Consider the following 26,952-nt stretch of genomic DNA (forward strand, 5'->3'; position numbering starts at 1 on the left):
CGCCCGTGCTATAATCTGAACTCACGCGAAATCAGCAGAAGGGAGAAGCTCGATGAAGGAATTCCACTGCGGAACGTTGGTCCCCGGCTGCGACTGGCACACCCGTCATCAGGAAGAGGCCGAGATCATGCGCCGCGCTGCAGAACATATGCGTAACACCCATGGCGAGACGACGATCCGTGAAACCATGATCGAAGCGATCCGCTCACGCATTGAAAAGGTACGCGACGCCGCCTAACCTTAAACTTGTGAAATTTCAGCGGCGCGTGCCATCAGCGCGTCGCGTTCCAGCACGAAACCGCTGTCGATCCACAATGTCTCCAGCCGTTTTAGCGTGTGTCCAAGCGCCGCGCCCTGCTTCATGCCAAGGTCCGTCAGGTCGCTGCCCCTGATGGGGAATTCTGGACGTTGCCATTCCTGCACAAAGCGAAGTTGCCGTATATAGGAACCGGCTTCCATCAAGCTTTTGTCGCCTGCTTCGGCACGCTCTCGTGCCGCGATGAGATGAAGACGCAACCGGTCAGCAACACCCAGCGGATCACCTCTGTAAAGCGCCTGAGATAGCGCCACGTCGCTTGTCTCCTTCGCAAGCGGTGCCGTGATACTCCATCCACGCAATCGCTGCGCATCCGATTTCGACAGCTTCAACCGCTCGGCCAGCGTCTTCATCCGCGCTGCGTCAGGCGGCACAATCGCCTCAAGCCTCAGCAGCGGATCAACATGCCAACTCAGATCCCGCTCGGCTTTCACCAGCGCATGGATCGAATCAATGCCCCATTTCTCGCTCTCGGGCAGAACCTTGGAAAGCACGCCTGCCTGGCGCATCCACAACAGCGCACGTGACGGATCAGGCGCTGCCAACAACCTCTTCAGCTCATTCCAGACCCGCTCAGCCGACAATTGGTCGAGCCCATCTTTCAGCCGCGCGCAGGCTTTCAGCCCAGCCGCATCGGGCCGACCGGAGCCGTACCATGCGAAAAAGCGGAAGAACCGCAAGATCCGCAAATTGTCTTCGCGGATACGCGTTTCGGCATCGCCGATAAAACGCAGGGTGCGGCTTTCAAGATCAGCGAGCCCGCCAACCAGATCAACCACCGTTCCATCCGCATTGGCGTAAAGCGCGTTGATGGTGAAGTCGCGCCGCTCGGCATCACGCAACCAATCGCGCCCGAACACCACTTTGGCATGCCGGCCATCGGTGTCGATGTCAGAGCGCAAGGTTGTCACCTCGAACGCCTGGCCCTTGGCAACCACCGTGATGGTGCCATGCTCTGCACCCGTCGGCACTGCCTTGAACCCCGCTGCCTCGGCGCGGCGCACCGTCTCCTCGGGGCGATTGGTGGTCGCAATGTCAATATCAGTGACCGGCTCGTTCAGAAGCGTATTGCGCACTGCGCCGCCGGCAATTCTTGATTCTTCACCGGAAGCCGAGAGAACCGCCAGAAGCGATTGAAGTGATTCGCCTTTCAGCCATGACGCTGCGGCAACCGACCTGACCCCGTTCATGTGTAAAGCCTTTCATAGAGCGTGCGCACAATCCCGGCAGTCACGCCCCATATGCGCCTTTCGCCAAACTGGATGGCGTAGAAGTAGCGCTCATGCCCCTGCCACATCCGGCTGTCCATTATGTGGTTTTGAGGGTCCATAACAAAGCGAAGTGGCACCTCGAATGCATCCGCAACCTCGTCCTGATTGAGCGTCATGAGATAGTCTGCGCGCACGATGCCCAGCACCGGCGCAATTCGAAAACCGCTCCCCGACAGATAATCCGGCATGCGGCCTACGATCTCAATATCGTCCGGTCCAAGCCCGATTTCTTCTGTTGTCTCACGCACTGCAGCCGCTTCGGGAGAGGCATCTTCCGCATCAATTGCGCCGCCGGGAAAAGCCACTTGGCCGGCATGGTTACGCAGATGCTCGGTGCGCAGTGTCAGCAGCAAAGACGAGTCTGCGCCGCGGTCAACAACCGGGATTAGCACAGCGGCATCGCGCATTCCCGCCTTCAGCAGCAAGTCACGGCTTCCCGGATTGAGGCAATGGTCGCCATAGTCAATGTCCGCCGGTGCCCCGCCCTGGCGCGCGGCGCGCAGGCGAAAATCCTCGGCTGAAAACCGTATCTCCGAACGCACATCCATGTCAGAGGCTCAGCCGCTGGAGTGTTTCGGATGGCATGATGGGATATATCTCACCACCCGAACGCACCGCAAACATGCGTTGATTTCCGATGTCGATCTCCTCGCCATGCTGAACAAGTTCGTACATCACCGACCGGGCCACCAGTGCCTCCAGCCGACCACGTACCAGCACATAAGGTTTCAATCCGCCGGTCTCGGCCTCATCGACGAAACGCAGCGGATGAGACGGCCCCGCCTCGACCACGTCGCCGACATTGGTGCGGAATGTGATAAGCTGCGCATCGCCATGTCCGGCGACATTCATCTCAACCGCCACGAAAGGTGCATCGACAACCCTGATGCCGACCTTTTCGACCGGAGTTATCAGATAGGTTTTGCCGTCCTCATCCTTGCGCAGAACCGTCGAAAAAAGCTGAACCAGAGCCAACCGTCCGATAGGTGTTCCCAGGTAGAACCAGGTACCGTCGGGGCGGATCTCCATGTCCAGGTCACCGCAGAAGTCAGGGTTCCAGCGGTCCACAGGTGGCAGCCCCTTTCCAGCCCGCGCTGCACGTGAGATCAGCGCTGCTAGTCCGGCACTGTCACCGGCATCGTTCAAACTGGGGTTGTTCGGTTCTGTTTCGTTGGCCATCGTCACGAAATAGTCACTGTTGTTACGCTTGTCAGCCATGACCGGTGATTTAAGTTCGCTGGCAGGGGTGAGGTGCACCCCTGAGTCGCACCTGGAGCGCACATATTGGCCGCTCCGATTGATCGAAGGATAATGCCCCATGAGCATCGCGATCAAGGAAAAGCCTTTGAATGAAAAGGAGATGATCGCCGCGGCTGAACACGCGCTCGCTGATATTTCTGCTGTGCGGAATGCGGTTGGCGAGGTGATCTTCGGGCAGCAGAGCGTGGTCGAGCGTACTCTGGTGGCCCTTCTGGCCGGTGGCCATGCGCTGCTAGTCGGCGTTCCTGGCCTCGCAAAGACGAAACTTGTGGAAACTCTGGGCGTAACGCTCGGCCTGGATGCCCGCCGCATTCAGTTCACGCCCGACCTCATGCCATCGGATATTCTTGGCTCCGAGGTGATGGACGCCGATGAGTCCGGCAGACGCTCGTTCCGCTTTATCCCCGGCCCGGTATTTGCACAATTGCTGATGGCCGACGAAATCAACCGAGCCAGCCCTCGCACACAGTCCGCGCTGTTGCAGTCAATGCAGGAATATCACGTCACCGTCGCCGGCGCCCGCCACGACTTGCCCGCGCCCTTCCACGTTTTGGCCACACAGAACCCACTCGAGCAGGAAGGAACCTATCCGCTGCCGGAAGCCCAGCTTGACCGCTTCCTGATGCAGGTCGATATCCCTTATCCCGACATCGAAGCCGAGCGTCGCATCCTGCTTGACACCACCGGTGTTGATGAGGCGCGTCCGCGCAATGTGATGAGCGCCGAGCGGCTAAAGGAGATACAGCATTTGATCCGGCGTATGCCGGTGCCCGAAAGCGTCGTAGAAGCGATCCTGAAGTTGGTCCGGTCTGCCCGTCCGGGTCAGGGCGATACGGATACCGACAAGCATGTTTCCTGGGGGCCGGGCCCCCGCGCTAGCCAGGCACTGATGCTTTGCGCCCGCGCCCGCGCCCTCTATGATGGACGCTTGGCACCCTCTATTGACGATGTTCACGCACTGGCCGAGCCAGTGCTACAGCACCGGATGGCCCTGACATTTGCCGCCCGCGCCGAAGGCATGTCGGTGCGTGACGTTGTGGCCCGGCTGGTCAAGGCTGGAGCCTAGTCCATGCCTTTGACCACCTGGACCAGGCTCTGATGGCCAAGATCGGAGAGGCAGAAGGATCGGTCGGGGCACATGACGCCCTTGCCCGCGCACGACAGCGTGCTGCATTGGTGCCTGATCTGATGGTTGAGGCACGCCGGGTTGTAGCAAGCGTGATCTCTGGATGGCACGGCAGGCGCAAACGCGGCATCGGCGAAAATTTCTGGCAGTTTCGACCCTATGTCGAGGGCGAAACCATGTCGCGCATCGACTGGAGGCGCTCCGCCCGCGACGATCATGTTTATGTCCGAGACCGCGAATGGGAGGCAGCCCACACTGTCTGGCTTTGGGCCGATCCCTCGGCTTCCATGCTGTACCGATCAGCCGGCGCGCAGGCTTCAAAACAATCGCGCGCACTGGTTTTGATACTGGCTATGGCCGAACTTCTTTCGCGAAGCGGCGAACGTATTGCATGGCCGGGGCTTGTCGATCCATTCACTGCGCGCAATGGCGCCGAGCGGCTGGCAGTACACCTCGCACATGCCGATTCCAAGCCATCACGACCCGATCTGACGGGCATCCGCCGCTTCTCCGACATCGTCATCGCCAGTGATTTTCTTGATCCGGTGGAAGACATTGTGGAATGGCTTGATGTGCTCGCCCGTCATGGCGTACGCGCCCACCTGATCGAAATTGCCGATCCGGCGGAAGAAAGTTTTCCGTATGCAGGGCGCACCGAATTTTCTGATCCTGAGACCGGGCAAAAACTGACCGCTGGCCGCGCCGAACTGTTGGCCGACGAATACCGCAAGCTTTACAGCGCGAGGCGACAGGAACTCGCCAGTTGGGCAGCGCGGCTAGGCTGGAGTTACACGGTCAGCCATACGGACCGCCTCGCCTCGCAGGCATTGGTCAAGGTTCATATGGCGATGACAGCTGATGGTGGCTCTACCTTAAAGGCGTCGGCATGAGCTGGCTTCCGCTTTCTTTTGGCGCCCCGATGCTGCTTTGGGGCCTTCTGGCACTACCGGTCATCTGGTGGCTTCTCAGAGTGACGCCACCACGTCCGCAGACCGAGATTTTTCCGCCACTGAAAATCCTGGCACGCGTGCTGAGGCAAGACGAGACGTCACATCAGAGTCCGTGGTGGATAACCCTTTTGCGGTTAGTGATGGCAGGGCTGATAGTGGCGGCGCTGGCCAAACCTGTGCTTAACCCAAAGGAGGACATGCCGGAGACGGGCGAGGCGCTGGCACTCGTCGTCGACAACAACTGGACAACATCAGCCGAGTGGAACAGTCATGTGGCAACTGCCACCAGACTGATCGACGAGGCTGAGCGAAACTCGGTTCCGATCCTTCTCGCCTTCACCTCCGAAAGAGCCAACCAGCAGATCGGCCCTTTCGGTGCGGCGGAAGCCCTCAATCGCCTCAACGCCGTGAAGCCTCGCCCGGTGCCCGCAGACCGGAAGGCGATCTTTGATCGGGTAGCCGATGCCATGCGCTCAATGCCGCCAGCCACATTGGCCATCCTTTCTGATGGCCTGGCCGGGCCTGACGACGAGGTGGCATTTAATACTTTGATAGCGACAACGCGGCCTGCCAACATCATCTGGGCAACGCCCGAACGGCTCGACACAATCGGGCTGACCAGCGCAATCAATGGCACCGACCGTTTCACGGTGACAGCGGTGCGTGCCACAACCAACGCGGCTCCATCCATTCTGACCGCCGGCGCGTTTGACAACAGAGGTCGACGCCTGGGCGATGCGACTTTGACTTTTCAGCCCGGCGCTACCGAGGCAACCGGCGACATTGTGGTGCCGTTCGAATTGCGAAACGATTTCGCCTCCATCGCACTCGACGGTGAATTAAATGCTGGCGCAGTACGAGTACTCGACGGATCATCGACTCGCCGGCGTGTCGGACTGTTATCGGAAACTCCGGTGGATGAAGCGCGGCTGCTTTTGTCGCCGCTGCATTACATACGCCGCGCCATGACCCCCTTCGCCGACCTTGTCGAGCCACGCAGCCCTACCCTTTCCGCCGGTATTTCCGAACTTCTCGAGCAAAAGCCTGCAGTAATCGTGCTCGCCGACACCGGGACCATCCCCGATGAGGCGCGAACCGAACTGGTACAATGGATGGAAGAAGGCGGCACGTTGGTGCGCTTCGCCAGTTCGCGTTTGTTAACTGTGGCGGCCGACAACGACCTTCTGCCGGTGCCACTGCGCCGTGTCGAGCGCCAACTCGGCGGCGCCCTGTCTTGGGCCGGGCCTCAACCGGTTGGCGAGTTTCCCAAAAACAGCCCCTTTTCATCGCTACCGTCTCCGAGCGATGTTACCGTCAACCGCCAGTTGTTGGCCGAGCCGACGCCTGATCTAGTCGACCATAGCTGGGCAACGCTGGCAGATGGCACTCCGCTTGTGACAGGCGATAAACGCGGCAAGGGCATGCTAGTGCTGTTTCACGTAACCCCTGAAGCAAGCTGGTCGACTTTGCCGATCTCCGGCACCTTCGTTGAAATGCTACGTCGCATCGTCCAGCTCTCGCGCAATCAGGGCATCGGCGCTGTACAGGGTCAGGCGGCGACAACGCTGCCACCCTACCGTATGATCGCAGCCAATGGCGCCATCGTACCACCCGAGAATGACACACGCCCATTGGCGGTCGGCACAGAAGCCCAGCCCGTCAGCATCGACAATCCGCCCGGGCTTTATGGCGGAGAAGAGGGTGTGGTAGCCCACAATCTCCTCGCCTCCGACGCCACGTTGACGCCCCTTGTCCAGCCGAAATTCACTGTTCCTGTTTCCGTTCTGCGCTATGCTCAAAATGAGGCGCGGGACCTGAAAGCGCCTTTGATGACCGCGGCTGTTCTGTTGTTCATCGTCGACACCGTGATCATGTTCTGGATGGCTGGCGTTACGACCCGGCTGCGGCGCACACGCATGGCTGGCGGTACGGCAGCGCTCGTCATCGCAACCCTGCTTGCAATATCGGTCGACCATGCGCACGCGGATGATACTCGCCCCGACGATCAGATCGCAATCGAGGCCATCAGCAAAACCCATCTCGCCTACGTCATCACTGGTGTCCCTGGGGTAGATTCGGTCAGTCGGGCCGGACTTGAGGGTCTGACCCGATTTCTTGTCGAAAAGACAGCTCTTGAGCCCGGAGCGCCGGCAGGCGTACGCATCGATCGCGATGAGCTGGCGTTTTATCCGCTGATCTACTGGCCGATAGACCCGGCAGCCCCGATGCCCGATCCTGCCTCCATCGCCCGCGTGGAAACCTACATGCAGCAGGGCGGCAGCGTCCTCTTCGACACCCGCGACCAATATTCAACAGGCTTTGGCGGCGGTGCTGCCAGCCCGGCGACTGAGCGGCTTCGCGAAATACTGGCGGGGCTCAACGTGCCGCCACTCGAGCCCGTGCCAGCAGACCATGTGCTAACAAAATCGTTCTTCATTCTCGAGCAGTTTCCGGGCCGTTTCAATGGCGGACCTCTCTGGGTCGAAGCCTCACTGGAAGCCACGAACAGTGCTAACCGGCCTGTGCGCACGGGCGACGGTGTTTCACCGATCCTCATCACAGCCAACGATCTCGCCGGCGCTTGGGCCATTGACGCGACCGGCGCGCCTTTGCTGCCGACGGTATCTTCCGACCCGATGCAACGCATCTACGCCCTGCGAACTGGCGTGAACATCGTCATGTACATGCTGACCGGCAACTATAAATCCGATCAGGTTCATGTTCCCGCGCTGCTTGAACGGTTGGGACAATAATATGAACTGGTCGATCGCGCTCGAACCGCTTCTGTCCTGGCCATGGTTTGCAGCAATGATGGTGCCGTTGGCGCTGCTTGTGCTTGGTGGCCTCTTGCTCGGGCTGCGCGGTTCGGCGTTCCGGCTTGCCGCGGTGACGGCATTGGCCGCAGCGCTTCTCAACCCGGTTATCCTTGATGAACAGCGTGAATCGTTGAAAAGCGTAGTCGCAATCGTTGTCGACCGCAGCCAAAGCCAGGATATCGGCAACCGCCGCGAACAAACGGATGCGGCCCTTGCAGGCCTTAAAGAGCGGCTTGCGCAGTTTGAGCAATTCGAACTGCGCGTAGTTGAAGCAGGCAACATCGGTCCGGTGGCTGAACACACTGAAACTCGCCTGTTCGGCGCCCTCGACGGCGTGCTGCACGACGTCCCGCCCTCACGCGTTGCCGGCGCGATCATGATTACCGACGGCCAGGTGCACGATGTCCCCGATGGCAAACCGGATTTTTCGGCCCCGCTGCACGCCTTGATCACTGGCGACAACCAGGAAAAAGACCGCCGCATCCGCTTCGAAAAAGCCCCGCGCTTCGGCATTGTCGGCAAACCGCTGGAATTGACATTTCGGGTGCTCGCGACAGACGGAGATACCGGCAGTGTCGATGTACGGATCTCGGTCAATGGCGAGCAGAGATCCATCCAACGCGCTGTAATAGGCAGCGAAACTCCGCTTGAGATTGTTGTTCCTGGCGCTGGCAGCAACATTGTGGAACTGGCAATCGACAAAGCGCCGGACGAAATCACCGACACCAACAACCGCGCTATCGCTCAGATCGACGGTATCCGCGAAAACCTGCGCGTCCTTCTGGTTTCCGGTGAGCCGCATGCCGGTGAGCGCACATGGCGCAACCTGCTGAAGTCCGATGCCTCTGTCGACCTCGTTCATTTCACCATCCTGCGCCCGCCAGAGAAGCAGGATGGCACGCCAATCAACGAATTGTCGCTGATTGCCTTTCCAACGCGCGAGCTGTTCGTCGAGAAGATCAACGAGTTCGATCTGATCATCTTCGACCGCTATCAGCACCGCGACGTGCTGCCGATCCTGTACTATGATTACATTGCAGAATACGTCGAAAAAGGCGGAGCACTTCTGATCGCGGCCGGCCCCGAATATGCCGGAGAACAATCGATTGCGCGCACGCCTCTGATTTCGGCTCTTCCCGGAATGCCGTCCGGCGAGGTGCTTGAAAAAGGATTTTTTCCGCGCCTGACCGAGACCGGAAAACGACACCCGGTTACCCGTGGTCTTGAAGGCTCCGCGACCGAGCCGCCCAACTGGAGTCGCTGGTTCCGTCTCATCGGCATCGACCGCCCGCAAGGTGAAGTGGTGATGAGCGGCGTCGACGATAAACCGCTTCTGGTGCTGAACAGAAAAGGCGAAGGCCGCGTCGGCATGTTCCTCTCCGACCAGGGCTGGCTGTGGGCGCGCGGGTTTGAAGGCGGTGGCCCACATGTGGCACTCTACCGGCGCATTGCCCACTGGTTAATGAAAGAACCGGAACTAGAAGAAGAAAGGTTGACCGCAGGCAGCCGCGGCATGACGCTCGACGTCAGGCGCCAGACCATGCGCGAAGATCCGGGTCCGGCTCAGGTGATCACACCGTCAGGCAAGACGTTCGATGTGCCGCTGCAATCCCAGTCGGCGGGCGTCTTTTCCGGCAGCTCTCAAGTCGAGGAGATCGGCCTTTACCAGATCGGCAATGGCGACCTGAAAGCGTTGGCCCATGTCGGTCCCATCAACGCGCCTGAATTTTCCGACACCGTCTCGACGACCAACATCCTACGGCCGATCACTGACGCCAATGACGGAAGCGTGCGCCGCATCGGCGGGACCTCACAGATTGCACTTCCCGGCATCGTGCCTGTGCGCGCTGCGGGAGATGCATCAGGCCGCGACTGGATCGGACTCCGGACAACGGGTGACAGCGTGTTGAGGTCTGTGTCTCGAGTGCCGCTCTTCACCGGGCTTCTGGGGCTCGCCGTCCTGCTGATGGCTCTAGGGTCGATGTGGTACCGAGAAGGCCGCTGACCCTTTGGGTTAAGGTTTAGTGCCCACATCCTCGTGATCGATGATGCCGGCTAGCTTCGCTACCGCGCCAGAAGAAAACTCGACCGCAAGCAGGCGCCCCAGATCAACAGGCCGTGGCATCGAGACTTGGCCACGCGGAATGCGCCGGAAGCCGAGCGGCCCGTAATAAGGTTCGTCGCCCACCAGAAAAACCAACGGAAAACCTGCCTCCTCAGCGCCTTCCAGCGCAATCTTCACAAGCTTGCGACCAATGCCAACGCTCTTAAAGTCATGCCTCACCGCAAGTGGTCCAAGCATCAGCCCACGGCCGGGCCCGGCCGAAACGCGCGTCATCCGCACCGACGCAATAACCGCGCCTTGGTAGGTGGCCACGAAAGAAAGGGGCCGCTCGTGGGGACCATTCTCACGGATGCGGTAGGCCGCACGGGTAAAGCGCCCGGGGCCAAACGCTTCTTCGTTGATCTGGTCTATGTCGGCGTCGTGGGCCACAGTCTCGGGCAGATACACAATGTCGGCAGCGTTCATGGTCTTGGCATCCGGTGCGAAGAGGAAGGATCGCCGCGATTGAATATGCGCGGTCGAAATGCGGTCAGCGCTTTACGCGCGGGCGCCCATTCGTCGTCGGCTGGAAAAGGATGCATATGACATTTTCATCGGATAAATTCGCTACCACCAAATTTTGCGCCCGTAAACGAACAATATCCGGACGCTACCAATCCTGCCCGACTGGAATATTTTCAAACATCTCGGCCAACCGCCTCCGTGTCGCCGGCGTCGTGGTATCGGGCAGATCGCCAACAGGAAAAAACCGCGCTTCCGCGATCTCGTGGTCACGCAAACGTTCAGAAGTCTGGAGAAAGCAAGTAACCAGATAGACGGCCACATGATCCCTGCGGCTGGCCTGGCGATTAAAATGGATTGATCGCAGCTCCGGCGGCGCGAGCAATTCGATATTGCACTCTTCCTCCAGTTCCCGCTCAAGAGATGTCACCATGCTTTCGCCCGGCTCTACACCCCCGCCAGGTAGATGCCACCCGGATACATAGGTATGTCGGACCAGAAACACCGTGCCTGCATTGGCATCATGCACGACAGCGCGAACCCCGAGCGTCATCGGGCGCTGAAAAAGAAAAAACAGGTGAAACATCCGACTTCTAAGTTTTTGCCAGTTGCTCTGTCTGGACGAGAAAGTGTCGGTTCCGCCGCTCATATAGCGCTGCGCCACTGGCCTGCATGGCAAGTGTGCCCTAGAAAGAAAAAATGTTCAGGCTTGCGCATCTTTCCGACATCCACCTTGGGCCGCTCCCCGATGTATCGTACCGTGATCTCGCTTCCAAGCGTATCACCGGCTATGTGAATTGGCATCGCAACAGGAGAAAATTCCTGCATGACAGCGTCATCGACGCTATCCTGGCGGACATGAAAGCGCACGCGCCCGATCATATCGCGGTTACCGGAGACCTCGTCAATCTAGCCCTCGATATTGAAATCGATGTTGCCAAGCAGTGGTTGGAAATGGTGGGCAATCCGGACGACATTTCAGTTGTTCCGGGCAATCATGATGCCTATGTGCCGGGAGCCTTTGACAAGGTCTGTCGCGCCTGGGGGAGGTACATGGCGTCCGATGGTGCCGCTCCACCGCGAGATCGCAAAGCATTCCCCTATATGCGGGTACGCGACAATGTGGCTCTGATCGGCGTCACCTCTGCGCGGGCGACAGCGCCCTTCATGGCATCGGGCTTTTTCCGTGCGGCCCAGGCGCGTCGGTTGGGAAAATTGCTGGATGAAGCAGGCGCGAAGAACCTGTTCCGTGTGGTGATGATCCATCACCCGCCGGTGCGCAACGCGGTGCCGCAGCACAAGCGCCTGTTTGGTATTGGAAGATTCCAGAAAACCTTACTGAAGCATGGCGCCGAGTTAGTGCTTCACGGCCACTCGCACCTGCCCAGTCTCTATACGATCGCCGGAAAGGATGGACCAGTGCCGGTCGTCGGCGTGGCTGCAGCAGGCCAGTCACCGGGAGGCTCTAAGCCTGCGGCGCAGTACAATCTTCTAGAAATCTCGGGTGAGAAAGGCGGCTGGAACCTGCGTCTCACCCGTCGTGGGCTCACCGGCAGTTCGGTCCCGCCGCGCGAGATTGCGTCAATAGAACTGCTCGCACGTCCGGCTGCGCCGGAGCCGGTCAGAACGTAAGGCCAAATTCTGCCAGTTTGGTCCACAAGGTTCCGCCGCCGATCATCACACCAAGCCCCACAGCGGCACCAACCAGAACGAGCGCCAGACCGAACCAGAAGGCACTCCAGCCTCCAGACTTCTCTTCCAGATGAGGAGGTATTTCCTGAAGCGGTTCGGCTTCGTCATGCAATCCAGCTGCTTCAACGTGAGACTTTTGGGGAACCGCTTCAACCGGGGCAGACAGCGCCGCGACATCGCCTTCGAGCACGCGCTGACGTTCCACAATACGTTCAGCGACATAGCGGGTCACCTGATCGGCGACTGGCTTCATGTCCGTGGATTCTGCCAGCACGACACGACCGAGCCTTGTATCGCGCAAGAAGCGGTAGGTACGGCGGTCGCGTCCCATCGAGACATGACAGACAGCATCAATCCACAGCCGCGGCTGCAGACCCGACGAGATTACAAAGTCGAACCAGTCATTGTCGTCGGGCACATCGGCAAAGACCGGAGCCAGTTCTGAAGCTAGAAGCTCAAGCCGCATACGTTGCGCCTCTCGCATGTCAACAACAACGTCGTCTCGATCAGCCGCAACACTCTTGACCTCCCGAATGACATCAGAAAGGCGTCGCCCAGTCTCAACCTTTGCGTTTTCGCTTACGTCACTCATCGGTTGCCAACTCCCTCGAATCCGGGATTCGTTCAAACTTATGTGTTCACATTAAGGAAAATTTAACACGAAAGGCGAGCAGAATCACCCAAATGATAGGGTGTGAATAGATTCAGGCGTTACGCAGCTGTTCCAGCAATATGTCTGCGACGAAGGCGGGCTCCTCCTCGGGCAGCATATGCCCAGCCCCAGCAATGACATGCCGTGCAAATGCGGGTGGCAAATCATCCGAATGGTGGACCGGAAGAACCGCATCTAGACGACCCCATAGAACTGCCACAGGCATATTAAGCCGGGCAAGCCGGTCTCGAGGGATTACGCCTTGCCGTTCGTCGCGCGTAATGGCTGCAGCCATGGCAACCAGCGTTGCGCTTTGTCCGGCAATGGCGCGCATGGCCACCAACTCTGTCACGGTCTTGTCTTGGACTGGATGTCGCCAGCCTGTCATCATCTCCAGGCAGGCTCGAATTTCTTCGGGTGCGTGTGCCGCAGCATAGCGTCGCAGCAGCCGGCCGTTGATCTCGTCGCCGAATCCGCCAGGCGCAAGCAACGTCAATGAGGCAATAAGTTCCGATGCAGAGAGTGCCATCAGCGCAGCAACTGCGCCACCCATCGAATGACCGGCAAGATGAATGCGTTCAACCCCGCGCGCGTTGAGATCAGCCAGAATCGCTTTTGCCGCCAGCGTCGCCGGCCCCGCTTCCGGAAAATCTAGCGAGTCGCCATGGCCTGGAAGATCATAAGTCAGCATCTGCGCGTGGCTTGCGAGCGCCGATGAAACAGCTTTCCATGCCAGACGGGTACTACCGAGACCATGCAGCAATACCAGTCTCTCAATGCCGTTTCCGGTCTCGCTGCAGCTTAATTGTCCGGATGCCATGCGCGCCCTGTATCGTACGATGTCATGCTTCAGCTGTTTCCGCCAAGTCCAGCAATTCGCAGCGATCGAGTGAACCTGTCAGCCAGTGCCGGTGGGTAGTTCGCTTTCAAAAAGTAGCCCTGCGGGTCGGCAGAGAAACCAGGGTCCAAAGCTTCTAATTGCCTGGCAAGATAGCGGCATGTCACGAAGTCTGAAGCATTGTACGCAACCACCAGCCTTGCAGCGAGATACGGAGAGCGTTTGATAGTCATGAGACCGTCCGCTGCCTGAGCCGCTCCTCTTAGATCGTCCAGCATGTATTGGCCTAGAAACAATCCATAATCCCACCACGGCGCATGCGCACTCGTCAGGTCCACGGCTCGCTTCATAAGTGCTACACCCTCTGCATAAGCACCTGAAAAAACAAGTGAATTGGCGTAGGCCGCCGCCATGCTGAGATCAAATGTGTTGAGCTCGTAGGCTTTCTTCATCCATCGCATCGATTCTTCCGCGGTACCTGCACGTGAGTTGATAAAGCCATATGCGCGATGGGAGTACGGACTGGTCGGGCCCATCAGAACGCTGTTTCGAGCCAACTCCATGGCTTGCTCGGCAGTAGCATCGCGCGGATAAAAGTACCCATCGGTCACTGTCTTGAGATGTAAGGCCGCCATTTCGGAATAGACGAGCGGCGATTTGGTCCCAGCAGCAATTAGCCTCTCAAAACATTTGTACGCTTTCAGATGGCCTTCCGCCGTCTGGTTGAGATAAAAGTCGTCATTCAACAGCAAACAGTTTGTAAGGCCAAGCTGCAGATTGTTCTGTTCGATATGAGAGTAGAGAATTCCCGAAGCGGGGATGGTCGCGCTGAGCATTGCGGCTACCTGGTCATCGAGTGTGAGTGCAATCTCCGCAGCTGAGAAAGTTCGCGAAAGCAGGACTTTACTGCTTGCCTCATGCTGAAGTTCGGCAACCACGCTGCCTGACTCTGCACCGTCACTTAGTTCAAACACGAAATTAAGCTTACTGGAAAACTCGTCCACCGGGGGAGAAGCAATAAACGCTACGGTATCGAATCCGGATAAACCACGCCTCAATACTAATTCCACGCGTCTGGTTTCCTGATCCGGATGCGTTACCCGGACGAAAACCGTCGGCAAGGTTTCGATAGCGATTCTGTCGATGGCTGCCAGAGCCCGCGCTGGCTTGCCGGTCGCCGCTGTGACGATCTCGCTCGTCGCCGGAGGGGCGGCTTGATAGAGGATGAATCCCAACGCCACCACAACCATAGATACCGCGAACCATATCATCCGCAATTGAGTGAGAATTTGAATTTCCGGTAGCCGCGCTCCCCTCGTAGCTTGGAGCGCCACGGGGTGCCCGCCAACGATGCCGACCAGCCCTATGCCACCTCTCTCCTCGCTAAATTTGATAGGTTCGAGATTACTTTCAGTTTGGGGCAGCGTCCTAATCTCGTATTCCGGAACATAGCTGCCTCTAGGAACTGAGATCCTGATTTTTTCGGCAGCTCCCTCAGATGCATAATAGTGCGACAGCAAATCGCGAAGCCGACCTGCCTGCACCCTGACTACGGAATCTGTTGCGGGATCAAACTCTTCATCTTTACCGAACACGTCGACAGCGATGGAGTACCCTTTAAGACGATCAGCCTCGCCAGCCTGCTCTCGATCAACGAGATACTGAATAAACATGCGCGCTCGTTCAGAGCGTGAAAATGTTTCACTGGCGAGAAGTCTGTCGAGAGTCTCGCGCACTGCGGGGGCGGCAGGCGTATTCTGTTGCAAGCGTCGAACCTTTCGATACGAGCATAGTGATCATACCGCGTAAGTCGACCTGCACAAGCAGATGCACGGGCTGATACATAGAAACCAGCCCAACCGAATACCGGGCCGGTGTATTTTCCCAAATTTTTTCTTAATTCAGCGTCAGCACTACCTTAACACGCGATTCGCAGAAGATACAACCGCCTCCAAGGAGGCCGCTACAATGTTGGTGTTGATGCCCGCACCAAAAATGCGGCCTCCAGGATGAACCATTTCCATGTAGCTGATGGCCGCCGCATTCGATCCGCGATGCAACGAATGTTCGGAATAGTCCTGGACGGATAGCTCGATCCCGATATGCCGCGACAACGCATCGACAAAGCCGTCAATCGGCCCCGTGCCCGATCCCGTGATGGTTACCAACGTACCATTGTCGAGAATGGTGGCTTCTAATATCCGCTGCCCCTTGCGCTCCGTATCGGGATAGGTGTGGTGGTCGAGAAAACGGAAACGCCCATCAGGCTGCTCGACATAGATCTCGATGAAGCGTTCATAGATACGCTGTGCAGTGACTTCTTTGCCCTCAGAATCCGTGATCGATTGGATTTCCTGACTGAATTCCACCTGTAGGCTTCGCGGCAGGTTGAGGCCGTAGTCAGTCTGCAGAATGTAGGCGATGCCGCCTTTTCCCGACTGCGAGTTGATGCGGATGATCGCCTCATAGCTGCGCCCGACATCGGCCGGATCGATCGGCAGATAGGGCACCTCCCAGTGGGGGGTGTTGGCCACCTTCAGGGCCTTCATGCCCTTGTTGATGGCATCCTGATGCGAACCCGAAAAGGCCGTGTAGACCAGCTCTCCAACATAGGGATGTCGTTCTGGTATCTTCAGCTGGTTTGAATATTCGTAGACATCTTTCATCCGGTTGATGTCTGAACAATCAAGCTCGGGGTCGATACCCTGAGTGTACAAGTTAAGGGCCAGCGTGACGATATCGACATTGCCGGTACGTTCGCCATTGCCAAACAGCGTGCCCTCCACCCGATCCGCCCCTGCCATAAGACCGAGTTCTGTTGCGGCAATTCCGGTACCCCGGTCATTGTGCGGGTGCAACGAGATAATCAGGTTTTCGCGGTTATCCAGATTTCGGATCATCCACTCGATCCGGTCCGCGTAGATGTTGGGTGTTGACGCTTCCACCGTCGAGGGCAGGTTGAGGATCAGTTTGTTGTCAGCGCTCGGCTTCACCACTTCGGCCACGGCATTGCTGATCTCTAGCGCCACTTCCAGTTCGGTCCCGGTAAAACTCTCTGGCGAATACTGGAAGCGGTAGTCGCCCCCTGCCTTGGCGGCCTTGTCCATAATCATCTTGGCAGCATCTGTTGCGATGCGGATAATGCCGGGTACATCTTTCCCAAACACCACGCGGCGCTGCAATTCGCTGGTGGAATTGTAGAAGTGGATGATCGGGCTTTTGGCCCCCTCCACCGCTTCGAACGTCCTCTCGATCAGTTCGGAGCGACACTGGACCAGCACCTGAAGATCGACAGAATCGGGGATGTTGGCGGTCTCAATGCACCAACGAGCAAAATCGAAATCGGTTTGCGATGCAGACGGAAAGCCAACCTCAATTTCTTTGAACCCCATTTGGAGGAGCAATTGGAACATCCGCGCCTTGCGATCATGCCCCATCGGATCGACTAATGCCTGGTTTCCGTCACGCAGGTCGACGGAACACCAGACTGGTGCCTTGGTGATGCTGTTTTCCGGCCATGTGCGGTCTTTGAGCCCTACTGCTGGATAAGGCAGGTACTTGGTTGCAGCGTTGGGCATCCCAGCTGAGCGAATTTCGGCTCGATCGTTCATCGTTTGGTCTCCAGGCGGCTAACCAAGGGTATGTTTCCCATAGCGAAGCAGCGCCATTATTGAAGGTCTTGGGGTAAATTTGGTTGGCAAGGAGCATCGGCCCGTGCGGCTCATCGACCGCCGGGTGCCCCTTCAGCGAGCCCGACGATCGCCGGTAAGGACGAGCAGAAGCAGGCCGGCAGACAGCGCACGCAGCGTCTCGCCCGCAAAAGCGGATGGACGGCTGATCATGAGCTGGCGGCGCATATACATTGGTCAATCTCTACAGAAGCAGCGTTGCCGGCGCAAGCCCACCATTACCTCAATCCTTGATCAGGCGGGCCACCAGCCTTGAAATCGGCGGTCCGCCGATAAGTACAAACAGGAAGCGTGCGAATTGCAGTGCCATGATGAATGACACATCGACCGTCTTGGATGCGGCGGAGATGATCGCTATCGAATCCATACCTCATGCACAAGTAGCCATGCGAGGCCCCCGCAAGCACTACTGTACCAAAAAGCATCCAGTCGGAGCCTAATAACACGATGATCTGCGGCGATAGAGATGATCCGATGAGAACCCCCACAATCGCCTGAGCCGCGCTGAAGGCGAACGATGGCAATCTGATTGTTCCACCTTGCGTTTCAACACAAGGATGGCAGTTCGAAACCTTGTTAACGACTCCCACGGCGCGTTTGAAGCAGGATATCTTGCGCTACGACGAAATCGTTACCTTCAGGCGAATGGCACCGCTGTGGTACCGAGCGGAAGCTTTGCCTCATCGTCGGGTTCGACATGGATGGTAATTCGAGAGCCCGGAATGTCGGCTTTCAGCGCGTCCTCAATCCGGTCGCAGATGGCGTGGCTTTCGCCGACTGTCATGCCGGCGTCGACCACCAGATGAAATTCGATAAAAGTCGCACGCCCGGCAAGCCGCGTCTTCAGGTCGTGCACCTCGAGCGCGCCGCTTGAACTGACTGAAATAATATCCCGAATACGAAAATGCGCTTCCTTGTCGACCGCCACATCCATCAGCCCGCTGACGGACGAACCAATGACTTTCCACCCCTGCCAGAGAATATTGAGTGCAACGATAATCGCCAATAATGGATCGAGCACTGCCCAGCCGGTCACCACAGCGCCTACCAGACCGACTATGACGCCAACCGACGTGACAACATCGGTCATGATATGCTGTCCATCGGCAATCAACGCCGGAGACCGTTCCTTGCGGCCATTGTTCAGTAGCACCAGCGCCCAAGCGAGGTTGATCGCAGTCGCCAGACCATTGATCAGGAGCCCGGCCCACGGCCTGTCGAGTATCTGCGGAGCGTCCCAGGCCTGCCAGGCAGCGGCCAGAATGAGAAGCGCGGCCACGACGATGAGAACGCCCTCGAGCACAGCTGAAAAATATTCAGCCTTGTGATGGCCGAACGGATGTTCATCATCCGCCGGCTTATGGCTTAGGTGGATGGCGTAGAGCGCTGCGCCGGATGCGATCACGTTGACGATTGATTCAAGTGCATCCGAAAATAGCGCCACCGAACCGGTGATCCACCAAGCCGCTGACTTGATGGAGAACACCACCAAGGCGATGCCAATGGACCACGCTGCAAGACGGGCCACTCTGTGGTTGGAAACTGACATGGTAAGGTACCCAGCAGTCAGGAACGCTTGGCCGCGCTGTGGACGAAGCGGCTCATGCCGCCTTTTCCTTGGCTTTCCGTGGCAGGTGCGCCACCACATTTTCAATGATGCGCATCCCAGCATTGTGGCCAAGCGTCATGATCGATTCCGGATGGAACTGAACTGCTACCACCGGTTCATTGCGATGTTCAATTGCCATGATAACTCCGTCGTCGGTGTCGGCGGTCACGACAAAATCATCAGGCAAACGAGCCGGGTCGGCAAAGATCGAATGGTAGCGGCCAACTGTAATTTCGGTGGGCAATCCCGAAAACAGCACACCCTGCTTCTGCACGCGAATCCGCGAAGGCTTGCCATGCATCGGAATGTGCAACTGCCTCAACTCACCGCCATAAGCTTCTGCCAGCGCCTGTAACCCGAGGCACACACCGAATATTGGAAGCTTACGCACCCGCGCCTGCTTGATGGTTGCCGCACAATTAAAGTCCTTTGGCGTGCCGGGACCAGGCGAAAGAACCACGAGATCCGGATTCAGCCGGTCAAAAACCTCATCGGGTACAGGAGTACGAACGGTGGAGACCTTGGCGCCCGTCTGACGAAAATAATTCGCCAACGTATGAACAAAACTGTCTTCATGGTCGACCAGCAGAATATTGACACCGACGCCCACCTGCGCGGAGCCCTGCTCTTGGCCCGCGGTGTTACCTGCGCGTGCATCGCGAATGGCAGAGATCATTGCGGACGCTTTCAGTTCGGTTTCCGCTTCTTCTTCTTCAGGAATGGAATCATACAACAGAGTGGCACCGGCGCGAACCTCTGCGATGCCGTCCTTGATGCGAATTGTACGCAGCGTCAGACCGGTATTCAGATCGCCGTTAAAATGCACCATGCCGATGGCTCCGCCATACCATGCGCGTGGGCTCTTTTCGTTCTCTTCAATAAACCGCATAGCCCAGAGTTTTGGCGCACCGGTCACCGTGACCGCCCAAGCATGCGAGAGAAACGCGTCGAACGCATCCATGTCTTCGCGTAGTCGCCCTTCGATGTGGTCCACGGTATGGATGAGCCGCGAATACATCTCGATCTGCCGACGCCCGATAACCCGAACAGAACCCGGCTCGCAGACCCGGCTCTTGTCGTTTCGGTCGACATCCGAGCACATGGTCAGCTCGGATTCGTCCTTCTTCGAGTTGAGCAGCTTGAGAATCTGCTCACTGTCGGAGATGGCATCGTCGCCGCGTTTGATCGTTCCCGAAATTGGGCAGGTTTCCACACGCCTTCCATTGACCCGTACAAACATTTCTGGCGAGGCGCCGATAAGATATTCGCCTTCCCCGAGATTGATAAAGAAAGAATACGGTGATGGGTTAATCGTCTTCAGCCGGCGGCAGATATCTGACGGCAGGCTATCACAACGCTCTTGGAACATCTGGCCGGGGACGACTTCGAACAGATCACCGCGCTGGAAGCTGAGCTTCGCCTTGTCCACCAGCTTTGCATATTCACTGGGCTGGTGGTCGCTGCGCGGCGGGATCTGGTCGGCAAGCTTGAACGGTTCTTCTGTTGCGTCGCGAAGCAGTCCCTCGGTGGAAAACCCGTCGCCCGCAAATTCATAGCGGTCGTGCCATGCCATCGCTGAATAATGGTCGACGACAAGGATTTCGTCCGGCAGGAAAAGCACCAGGTCGCGTTGACTCTCCTTGCGCTCAAGTTTGAAGTTTAACGGATCGAACTGAAAGGCAAGGTCGTAACCAAAAGCGCCGTAGAGGCCGAGATTAGCATCATTGGCTGTCTTGAAAAGTGCGGTAATCGCTCGAAGAACCGTAAACACCGAAGGCACGCGGCTACGCTCCTCCTCAGTGAACACGCGTCCCGGCTCGGCAATAGTGAGCCCAATCAAACACGGCTGCTCATGGGTGATTGTAAGTTCCTGCATCGGCCGCAGCGCATTGCCTATGAAAGGCAGCATCGCTGCGCCGCGCAGGTTGAGCGCTTCGATCTTCATCACTCGTCCGCGCGCACTGATAACCAGAGGCGGATCAATGATGGCTGTATCCCAACGCGTGTATCGGCCCGGATACTCGTAATTTGAAGAGAAAACCGCCCCGCGCCGGCTGTTCAGTCCATCTATGTAGGTCTCGATCGCCTTATCGTACGGCGTCTCATGGCGCTGTCGGGTTATCGCCACACCCCCGGCGGTGACGAACCGTTCTGCACCATTCTCAAGAAGTTCGACTGTCATGTCCGTCTCCATCTGTTTCCATTACGGACCCGGAAAGCCAGCTTAAAGAAAAAGGCCGCCCGGAAATCCGTTGCGGCCATTCTGAAATTCCACGCGCATGCGCTTTCGAAGGCCGCTGTTAGCTGGCCCACCACCACTTATTGCTGGTTGAAATCGAGATCATTCCGAATTCAATAGCGACGAACGGGACTGCGCGCAACCGGATTTCAAACACTCGCCCGACAGGTTGTCATCTGCCCATCCGCACCGCCGCGCCCTACACCGTCACCCCCACCAGCGACGACGCGTCCCGAACCCGCGCAATATCAGGACCAAACGCCATCGCCGCCTCTGCGCGCGCCAGTGCGTCGGCCGAATGGCGCATCGCCTCGCCAACATAAGTGGGGTCAGCAGAACGGGCCAGCGCCGCAAATGCCTTCTGAAGCCGCACCTGCACCTCCACCATATGCTGGCCGTCGCGCGCAATCGGCACAAAGATGTCGTTGAAAAGTTCAGCGGGCGTAATCTGCGGGACCCAGATGTTCGGATATTGCGCCTTGCTCTCCTCTGTCTCCTCGCTCCATACGGAAAGCACCCGTACCGCGCGCCCGATTACGTCAATGGCCGTACCAGGATCGTTGATCGCCGGCGACAGTGCGCGAGAGGCGATCTCAGCCAGCACCGACATGCCAAAGCGTGGATCCTGGTCGAAGGTACGCTCGGTCGCGATGGTGAAGGCATCGCGGATATCGGTCAAATCCTCCGCCGGATCAAGACTTGAACACCAGGCAAGCGGCCGTTTCAGGTCGACAAATGTTCCCGGCAGCACCGACAGGTACACCCGCCCACCATTAGACCGGGCCGCATGCGCGATAGCAGCTGTATCGATATGCTGCACATAGCCTATCCGTTGCGCAAAAACCGGATGGCATCCTTCCGGAATTCCGATTACGGGGTCGGCCAGCAACTGACCTCCCAGATACGGCTTCTTGCGCCGCGCCCGCATGGCCCGCACCGTGGCATCTTCCACCACATCGGTGGTTTCGCCGACACGGCCCAGCCGTTGCAAATAATCGATCCATCGCAGCAGCGTTGCCACGATTAGGAAAATGACAAGGACGGTGACCACGAACAGAACCACCCGACCGCGTTCGCCATAGGCGCCCATGGAAAGCGTGATGATCGCCACAAGGCTGTAGAGAAAAGACCCGACAAAAGTCGCCAGCACGTTCTGCGTGGTGGAATCCTCGATCAAAAGCTTGGTCGCGCGCGGCGTCACGTTTGACGTGGCAGCCGAATAGGCGGCAACCATCGTCGACAGCGAAAACGTGGTCACAGCCAGCATGCTTGTGGCGATGATATCGAGTATTCGGTCCACCGCATCAGCGCCAATTTTGGCGGAAAGGCCAAATGGAAGGTAGGGCGAGATGAGCAGCGACAAAAGTGCCGCCCCCACAGCTAAAAGCGAGATCAAGGTAGCCCTGAACCACAGCCGCCGCGTAACGAGCGACAGCAGCCATTGCCATTTCGAGATCATGTCCGCTCCGCCTGCTGCTGCCATCACCCTATTTTAGGGCGGTGTCCCGCCCGCGTCCAATCACGCGGGCGGTCGTCAGCCGTTAGAACAACCCCTCGATATAGCCCTGATCGTTCAGGAATATCTTCTCCGACGAAGGCACCCTGGGCAGGCCAGGCATGGTCATCACCTCGCCGCAGATCACCACCACGAAGCCAGCACCTGCTGAAAGGCGCACTTCACGCACCGGTACGGTGTGCCCGGTTGGCGCGCCACGCAGGTTAGGGTCGGTGGAGAAGGAATACTGCGTCTTCGCCATGCATACAGGCAGATGCCCGTAGCCCGCCGCTTCCCATTGGTGCAGCTGATCGCGCACGCTCTTGTCGGCAATGGCCTCGGAACCGCGATAGATGCGTTGAACCACGGTGTTTATCTTGTCGAACAGCTTCATCTCGTCCGGATAAAGCGGCGCAAACTGCGAGGCATCCGACTCGGCAACTTCTACAACCTTGCGCGCCAGTTCCTCAATACCTTCCGAGCCCTTTGCCCAGTGCTTGCACAAGATAGCGTCGGCGCCGAGTGACGCGACAAAATCCTTCATCGCCTGAATTTCGGCATCCGTGTCAGTGGTGAAATGATTAATCGCCACGATGGCTGGAACGCCGAACTGTTTGACGTTTTCGATATGGCGGCCAAGGTTTAGGCAGCCCTTCTTCACCGCTTCGACATTCTCGGCGCCAAGGTCCTCTTTTTTCACGCCGCCATTCATTTTCATGGCCCGCACCGTCGCCACAATGACGGCAGCAGCAGGTTTCAGTCCTGCCTTGCGGCATTTGATGTCGAAGAATTTTTCGGCGCCAAGATCCGCGCCAAAGCCGGCCTCCGTCACCACATAATCAGCCAGTTTCAGCGCCGTGGTGGTCGCAACCACCGAGTTGCAGCCATGCGCGATGTTGGCAAAGGGCCCGCCGTGCACAAAGGCCGGGTTGTTTTCCAGCGTCTGTACCAGATTTGGCTGCATGGCGTCCTTAAGCAGTACTGCCATCGCCCCATCGGCTTTCAGATCGCGGGCATAAACCGGGCTTTTGTCGCGCCGATAGGCAACAATGATATCTCCAAGCCGCTTCTCAAGATCTTTGAGGTCGGTTGAAAGGCAAAGGATTGCCATCACCTCTGAGGCGACAGTGATGTCAAAACCCGCCTCGCGCGGAAACCCGTTTGGCACTCCACCGAGAGAACAGATGATCTCCCGCAGCGCCCGGTCGTTCATGTCCATGACACGGCGCCAGACAACGCGACGGGTGTCGATGCCCAACTCGTTACCCCAGTAGATGTGATTATCGATCAAGGCTGAAAGCAGGTTATGCGCGGTCGTGATAGCGTGGAAGTCGCCGGTGAAATGGAGATTCATATCCTCCATAGGCACCACCTGAGCATAGCCACCACCGGCAGCGCCACCCTTGACGCCGAAGTTCGGGCCGAGAGACGCCTCGCGGATACAGATCATCGCCTTCTTGCCGATCCGGTTCAGCCCGTCGCCAAGGCCCACTGTCGTTGTGGTCTTACCCTCACCAGCCGGCGTCGGGTTGATCGCGGTTACAAGGATCAGCTTGCCGTCCTTCTTGCCTTTCATCGACTTGATGAACTCAGCAGAAACCTTAGCCTTGTCATGGCCGTAGGGCAGAAGATGCTCGACCGGGATGCCAAGCTTGGCGCCGATCTCCTGAATTGGTTTTTTCTTGGCGGCTCGCGCGATCTCGATGTCGCTTTTTACGTCGGCCATAACGGCTACTCCCCTTGGTGTTAGGCTAAAGCAAACGCCGCGCCCGGTTGCTGGCATACAAGCCAGTCTCCATCCCGCTCCGCCGTCTCAAAACAGCCGCGGAATGCACCGAATGCGACAGGTCCCGCAATAGCGCCTGCCAACTCGAATTCGTTCTAACGATCAAGCACCGAGCGAATTTCAATTGCCTGCGAGCGGGCGCGTAGCAAGTGGAAGCCCATATTGGCCAGATGCGACGGAAACAGTGCGCTGGATTCATTCCCGTTGGAAATAAGCCCCGGCTGCATGTTGAGTGCGGTTCTCAGCTGTTCTTCCATACGCGTCCACAAGGTGGTTAGGTTGCGTTCCTGAATAATCGCTGAGAAATCCGCCCGCGTTCCTCTTAGAATACCGTAATAGGCATACAGCTGACCGTAGGCGAACCAGAACCGGTCGTCAGCCCTCAAATCAAACCATCCGGCGTTAGAAGCTTCCATGCGTGCCCGTAGGATGTCGGAAGTTGAACCCATGTCGCCGGAAATACGGTCGAGGAACTGCATGAGATTGTCGGCGCGTGCGTCGAAGGTCGACTGGCACTTTTCCAGGCTGGTATTGAAAGCGCGAAGCTTACGTTCAGCCTCACGATAAACACTCGGGGTGGGGCGCGTAGGACCGCGCCAGCCGATATACCAGGCGTTCTCGTCCCAGGCTAGGCCGGTGCGCGCCTCCTGCAGATTCTGGTCAATCTGCGAGGTTCCGCGTGCGCGCCCTAGCGTATCAACCAGCTCGGTGGTCGTCCGGCGCAGAACCTGATTGATGCCAAGCTGGAACGCGGCCTTGTTGTCCAGAAACGGCGTATGGTTCCACGCGATGCCAAAGAAGCCGAGCTTCGACGCCAGCATGGAGGGTATCCAGGCGTTCTGATTGACATTGAAGTCGATGAGATCCGCCGTCACATCCACGATTTCCGAACGGTTACAGACATTCGTGGCGGGCGACGTCGCCCCACCGGTGGCGCTAGCCGAAGCATCGCCCGTGCCGGCAGGAACAGGTTCACCCGCTAGCACTTTTTCCTTAGCGCGCTCCACCGAATAATCGGGGTTGAAATTGGCCCAATGCTGCGTCTGCCAGATGAAATAGGCATAGAATGCCACGAACGCGAAGATGAGTGCGCCGACAATTGCCCGCAAAATCCAGCCTTTGCCGGCATACCAGCGTCCGACCCAAAGGAACGGCCATAAGATCACGCCGACCAACAGACCGATACCACGCCCGATCCACTGGAAGACGCGCACGAAGAAATTCACGATCGGGTCAAGCATGGTGCATCATCCTGAAGAGCGATCCCAAAAAGGTGCGGACTTTTTGGAAAAGATTGTGAAAACAAGGACCTCGAGCAGGCTGCAGACTCAAATCAACTAAACCCTGCACTAGTCGGACAAACCGTAGAGACGCATTCGAAACGCCTCCTTTTCCTTCAAATATGTTGTTTTTAGAAGCTCCACAACCGCAGCCCTCTGGGACTCATTGTAGCTTTCATAGTTCTTGTAGAAACCTTGCTTGTTAAAAACGTATGTCGAGACGAAGTCGGTCGGCACAAATTCCGAGATCAGGCGGTTTGTCAGCCATGCGTCGGGATGCGCCGGCGCGGCGCGCACGACAAGAAACCGCTTTCCGGGCTCCACGTCATCCAGCTTGATCTGTCCGAGCTGCGCTATCTCGCGCTTGGCTGCGTTGAGGAACGGAAACGCTCCGTCACTGTTGATGATGTCAGCATGCGCGTGGATCCATGTTTGCAGCCAAACCTTGTCGGCGCGCGCAATGTTGCGCTGCGGTTCGCTCTGATGGATGAGCGACCTGATGACCATTTCCGCTCGGTGTTCAAGATAGCCAGAACTCTCCACCCACGAAGCGCGCGGCAGTTCAATGCGCCCTGTCTCAGCCAGGAACCGGAAAACAAGCTCCGTGTCATTGATCGACAGATAACTCACCTGCCATGGCCGTGAACGGCGGAATCCCGGCGCCGATGGATCACTGATCACCGTCGTCATGCCCGGATCAATGAATACGTAAAGCCCGCCAAAATGGCTGGTCCAGAAAGCATTATGCCGGAAGATCACATGATCCGGCACCAGAGCATTCTCGCGAATATCGCCGGTCACCTTGGCCAGTTCGACCATGCGTTCAAGCATCCCATTGTCGCGCCAGGCGTCAGGCTCTTGCTTCAGCCGGTCAATAAGGGTGGCAAGCTCGGATGCTTTGCCCAGCACATCCTCGGCAGACAAAACCTTGAACTCAACCTGGTTGATCGACAGCAAATCCTCAATGTCTTCAACCTTTGAGACCGAATCCTCGATCTCGCCATAGATGACATCCTTGATCGTCAGCGCGTCGATTGCGCGGCTGTTCTTCGTCATGAACTCGTAGAGAAGCTGCGACGTGTTTGAGAACGCCGTATGCACCACAGGCAATCCAGCCTGAGAGGGTGTCAGAATGATGAAGCGCCGGTTGATTTCATTGGGGTCGAGATAAAGCAAATCCCCCAACTCCTCCGCCACCTGTGGCGAGAAACCCGTTCGGTCGATCTCGAAACTCTCAAGCTCGGTTGGCTTCAACCCAAAAGCCACGAGCGCCTTGTTGTAGCGCGCAATCAGATGCGGCTCATCCACCTGCTGCAAGCGGCCATAAATGAGGTCATTGTCGCGCAAGAGGTTCATTATCCCCCTCC

Annotated in this window: 22 protein-coding genes; 6 read left to right on the forward strand and 16 right to left on the reverse strand. The window is 57.8% G+C overall.

All coding sequences use genetic code 11. From position 1 onward, the window contains the following. Positions 1 to 52: 52 nt before the first annotated feature. Positions 53 to 238: a DUF1059 domain-containing protein gene (locus tag GA830_RS00080; protein ID WP_195163134.1), complete on the forward strand. Its 186-nt coding sequence runs from the start codon at positions 53 to 55 to the stop codon at positions 236 to 238. Between the two features lie 2 nt (positions 239 to 240). On the opposite strand, the gene GA830_RS00085 is transcribed toward GA830_RS00080, so the two are convergent. From GA830_RS00085 to GA830_RS00095, 3 genes are read right to left on the reverse strand one after another with little or no spacing between them, the layout of a single operon-like run. Further along, the gene (locus GA830_RS00085) at positions 241 to 1,506 is read right to left on the reverse strand and encodes a CCA tRNA nucleotidyltransferase (RefSeq protein ID WP_195163135.1); all 1,266 of its coding nucleotides are present in this window, start codon (positions 1,504 to 1,506) and stop codon (positions 241 to 243) included. Further along, the gene (locus tag GA830_RS00090; RefSeq protein WP_195163136.1) at positions 1,503 to 2,135 is read right to left on the reverse strand and encodes a CoA pyrophosphatase; all 633 of its coding nucleotides are present in this window, start codon (positions 2,133 to 2,135) and stop codon (positions 1,503 to 1,505) included. Before GA830_RS00090 ends, GA830_RS00085 begins: the two co-directional genes overlap by 4 nt. A 1-nt stretch (position 2,136) precedes the next feature. Further along, positions 2,137 to 2,766, reverse strand: a complete 630-nt coding sequence (locus tag GA830_RS00095; protein WP_258045699.1) for a DUF1285 domain-containing protein — start codon at positions 2,764 to 2,766, stop codon at positions 2,137 to 2,139. A gap of 139 nt (positions 2,767 to 2,905) precedes the next feature. Here GA830_RS00095 and GA830_RS00100 point away from each other — a divergent pair, with 139 nt between their 5' ends. From GA830_RS00100 to GA830_RS00115, 4 genes are read left to right on the forward strand one after another with little or no spacing between them, the layout of a single operon-like run. Further along, entirely contained in the window at positions 2,906 to 3,913 is a 1,008-nt protein-coding gene (locus tag GA830_RS00100; RefSeq protein WP_195163138.1) for an AAA family ATPase, read from the forward strand. 32 nt (positions 3,914 to 3,945) lie between these two features. Next, the gene (locus GA830_RS00105) at positions 3,946 to 4,863 is read left to right on the forward strand and encodes a DUF58 domain-containing protein (protein WP_195163139.1); all 918 of its coding nucleotides are present in this window, start codon (positions 3,946 to 3,948) and stop codon (positions 4,861 to 4,863) included. Further along, positions 4,860 to 7,676: a DUF4159 domain-containing protein gene (locus GA830_RS00110; protein ID WP_195163140.1), complete on the forward strand. Its 2,817-nt coding sequence runs from the start codon at positions 4,860 to 4,862 to the stop codon at positions 7,674 to 7,676. The genes GA830_RS00105 and GA830_RS00110 overlap by 4 nt, the downstream gene beginning before the upstream one ends. Before the next feature lies 1 nt (position 7,677). Next, the gene (locus GA830_RS00115; RefSeq protein WP_195163141.1) at positions 7,678 to 9,744 is read left to right on the forward strand and encodes a hypothetical protein; all 2,067 of its coding nucleotides are present in this window, start codon (positions 7,678 to 7,680) and stop codon (positions 9,742 to 9,744) included. Positions 9,745 to 9,753: 9 nt separating this feature from the next. Here GA830_RS00115 and GA830_RS00120 read toward each other — a convergent pair whose 3' ends face one another. Next, on the reverse strand, positions 9,754 to 10,269 hold the full coding sequence (locus tag GA830_RS00120) for a GNAT family N-acetyltransferase (RefSeq protein WP_195163142.1): 516 nt from the start codon (positions 10,267 to 10,269) through the stop codon (positions 9,754 to 9,756). Between the two features lie 184 nt (positions 10,270 to 10,453). After that, positions 10,454 to 10,954 (reverse strand): NUDIX domain-containing protein, encoded by a 501-nt coding sequence (locus GA830_RS00125; protein WP_195163143.1) that lies wholly within the window; start codon positions 10,952 to 10,954, stop codon positions 10,454 to 10,456. 50 nt (positions 10,955 to 11,004) lie between these two features. Here GA830_RS00125 and GA830_RS00130 point away from each other — a divergent pair, with 50 nt between their 5' ends. Next, on the forward strand, positions 11,005 to 11,937 hold the full coding sequence (locus GA830_RS00130; protein WP_195163144.1) for a metallophosphoesterase family protein: 933 nt from the start codon (positions 11,005 to 11,007) through the stop codon (positions 11,935 to 11,937). On the opposite strand, the gene GA830_RS00135 is transcribed toward GA830_RS00130, so the two are convergent. From GA830_RS00135 to GA830_RS00185, 11 genes are all read right to left on the reverse strand, one after another. Beyond that, on the reverse strand, positions 11,927 to 12,589 hold the full coding sequence (locus GA830_RS00135) for a hypothetical protein (RefSeq protein ID WP_195163145.1): 663 nt from the start codon (positions 12,587 to 12,589) through the stop codon (positions 11,927 to 11,929). The genes GA830_RS00130 and GA830_RS00135 overlap by 11 nt on opposite strands. 112 nt (positions 12,590 to 12,701) lie before the next feature. Further along, a complete protein-coding gene (locus tag GA830_RS00140; protein WP_195163146.1) occupies positions 12,702 to 13,469 on the reverse strand; it encodes an alpha/beta fold hydrolase in 768 nt (255 codons plus the stop codon). 29 nt (positions 13,470 to 13,498) lie between these two features. After that, complete coding sequence (locus GA830_RS00145; RefSeq protein WP_258045501.1) at positions 13,499 to 15,160, reverse strand: tetratricopeptide repeat protein; 1,662 nt, start codon at positions 15,158 to 15,160, stop codon at positions 13,499 to 13,501. A 240-nt stretch (positions 15,161 to 15,400) separates the two neighbouring features. Then, entirely contained in the window at positions 15,401 to 17,098 is a 1,698-nt protein-coding gene (gene leuA, locus GA830_RS00150; protein ID WP_374939285.1) for a 2-isopropylmalate synthase, read from the reverse strand. A gap of 301 nt (positions 17,099 to 17,399) precedes the next feature. Next, complete coding sequence (locus tag GA830_RS00155; RefSeq protein WP_195163148.1) at positions 17,400 to 17,543, reverse strand: AbrB family transcriptional regulator; 144 nt, start codon at positions 17,541 to 17,543, stop codon at positions 17,400 to 17,402. 270 nt (positions 17,544 to 17,813) lie between these two features. Further along, positions 17,814 to 18,725, reverse strand: a complete 912-nt coding sequence (locus GA830_RS00160; RefSeq protein ID WP_195163149.1) for a cation diffusion facilitator family transporter — start codon at positions 18,723 to 18,725, stop codon at positions 17,814 to 17,816. Between the two features lie 52 nt (positions 18,726 to 18,777). Continuing rightward, a complete protein-coding gene (locus GA830_RS00165) occupies positions 18,778 to 20,967 on the reverse strand; it encodes an anthranilate synthase (RefSeq protein WP_195163150.1) in 2,190 nt (729 codons plus the stop codon). A gap of 256 nt (positions 20,968 to 21,223) precedes the next feature. After that, positions 21,224 to 22,483: a DUF2254 domain-containing protein gene (locus GA830_RS00170; protein WP_195163151.1), complete on the reverse strand. Its 1,260-nt coding sequence runs from the start codon at positions 22,481 to 22,483 to the stop codon at positions 21,224 to 21,226. Positions 22,484 to 22,565: 82 nt separating this feature from the next. Next, positions 22,566 to 24,245, reverse strand: a complete 1,680-nt coding sequence (locus tag GA830_RS00175) for a formate--tetrahydrofolate ligase (RefSeq protein WP_195163152.1) — start codon at positions 24,243 to 24,245, stop codon at positions 22,566 to 22,568. Positions 24,246 to 24,400: 155 nt separating this feature from the next. After that, entirely contained in the window at positions 24,401 to 25,546 is a 1,146-nt protein-coding gene (locus GA830_RS00180) for a DUF2333 family protein (RefSeq protein WP_195163153.1), read from the reverse strand. A gap of 108 nt (positions 25,547 to 25,654) precedes the next feature. Then, positions 25,655 to 26,941 (reverse strand): DUF6638 family protein, encoded by a 1,287-nt coding sequence (locus GA830_RS00185; RefSeq protein ID WP_195163154.1) that lies wholly within the window; start codon positions 26,939 to 26,941, stop codon positions 25,655 to 25,657. Between the last annotated feature and the right edge of the window lie 11 nt (positions 26,942 to 26,952).

It is taken from the genome of Mesorhizobium sp. NBSH29, assembly GCF_015500055.1.
Lineage (GTDB): Bacteria > Pseudomonadota > Alphaproteobacteria > Rhizobiales > Rhizobiaceae > Neomesorhizobium.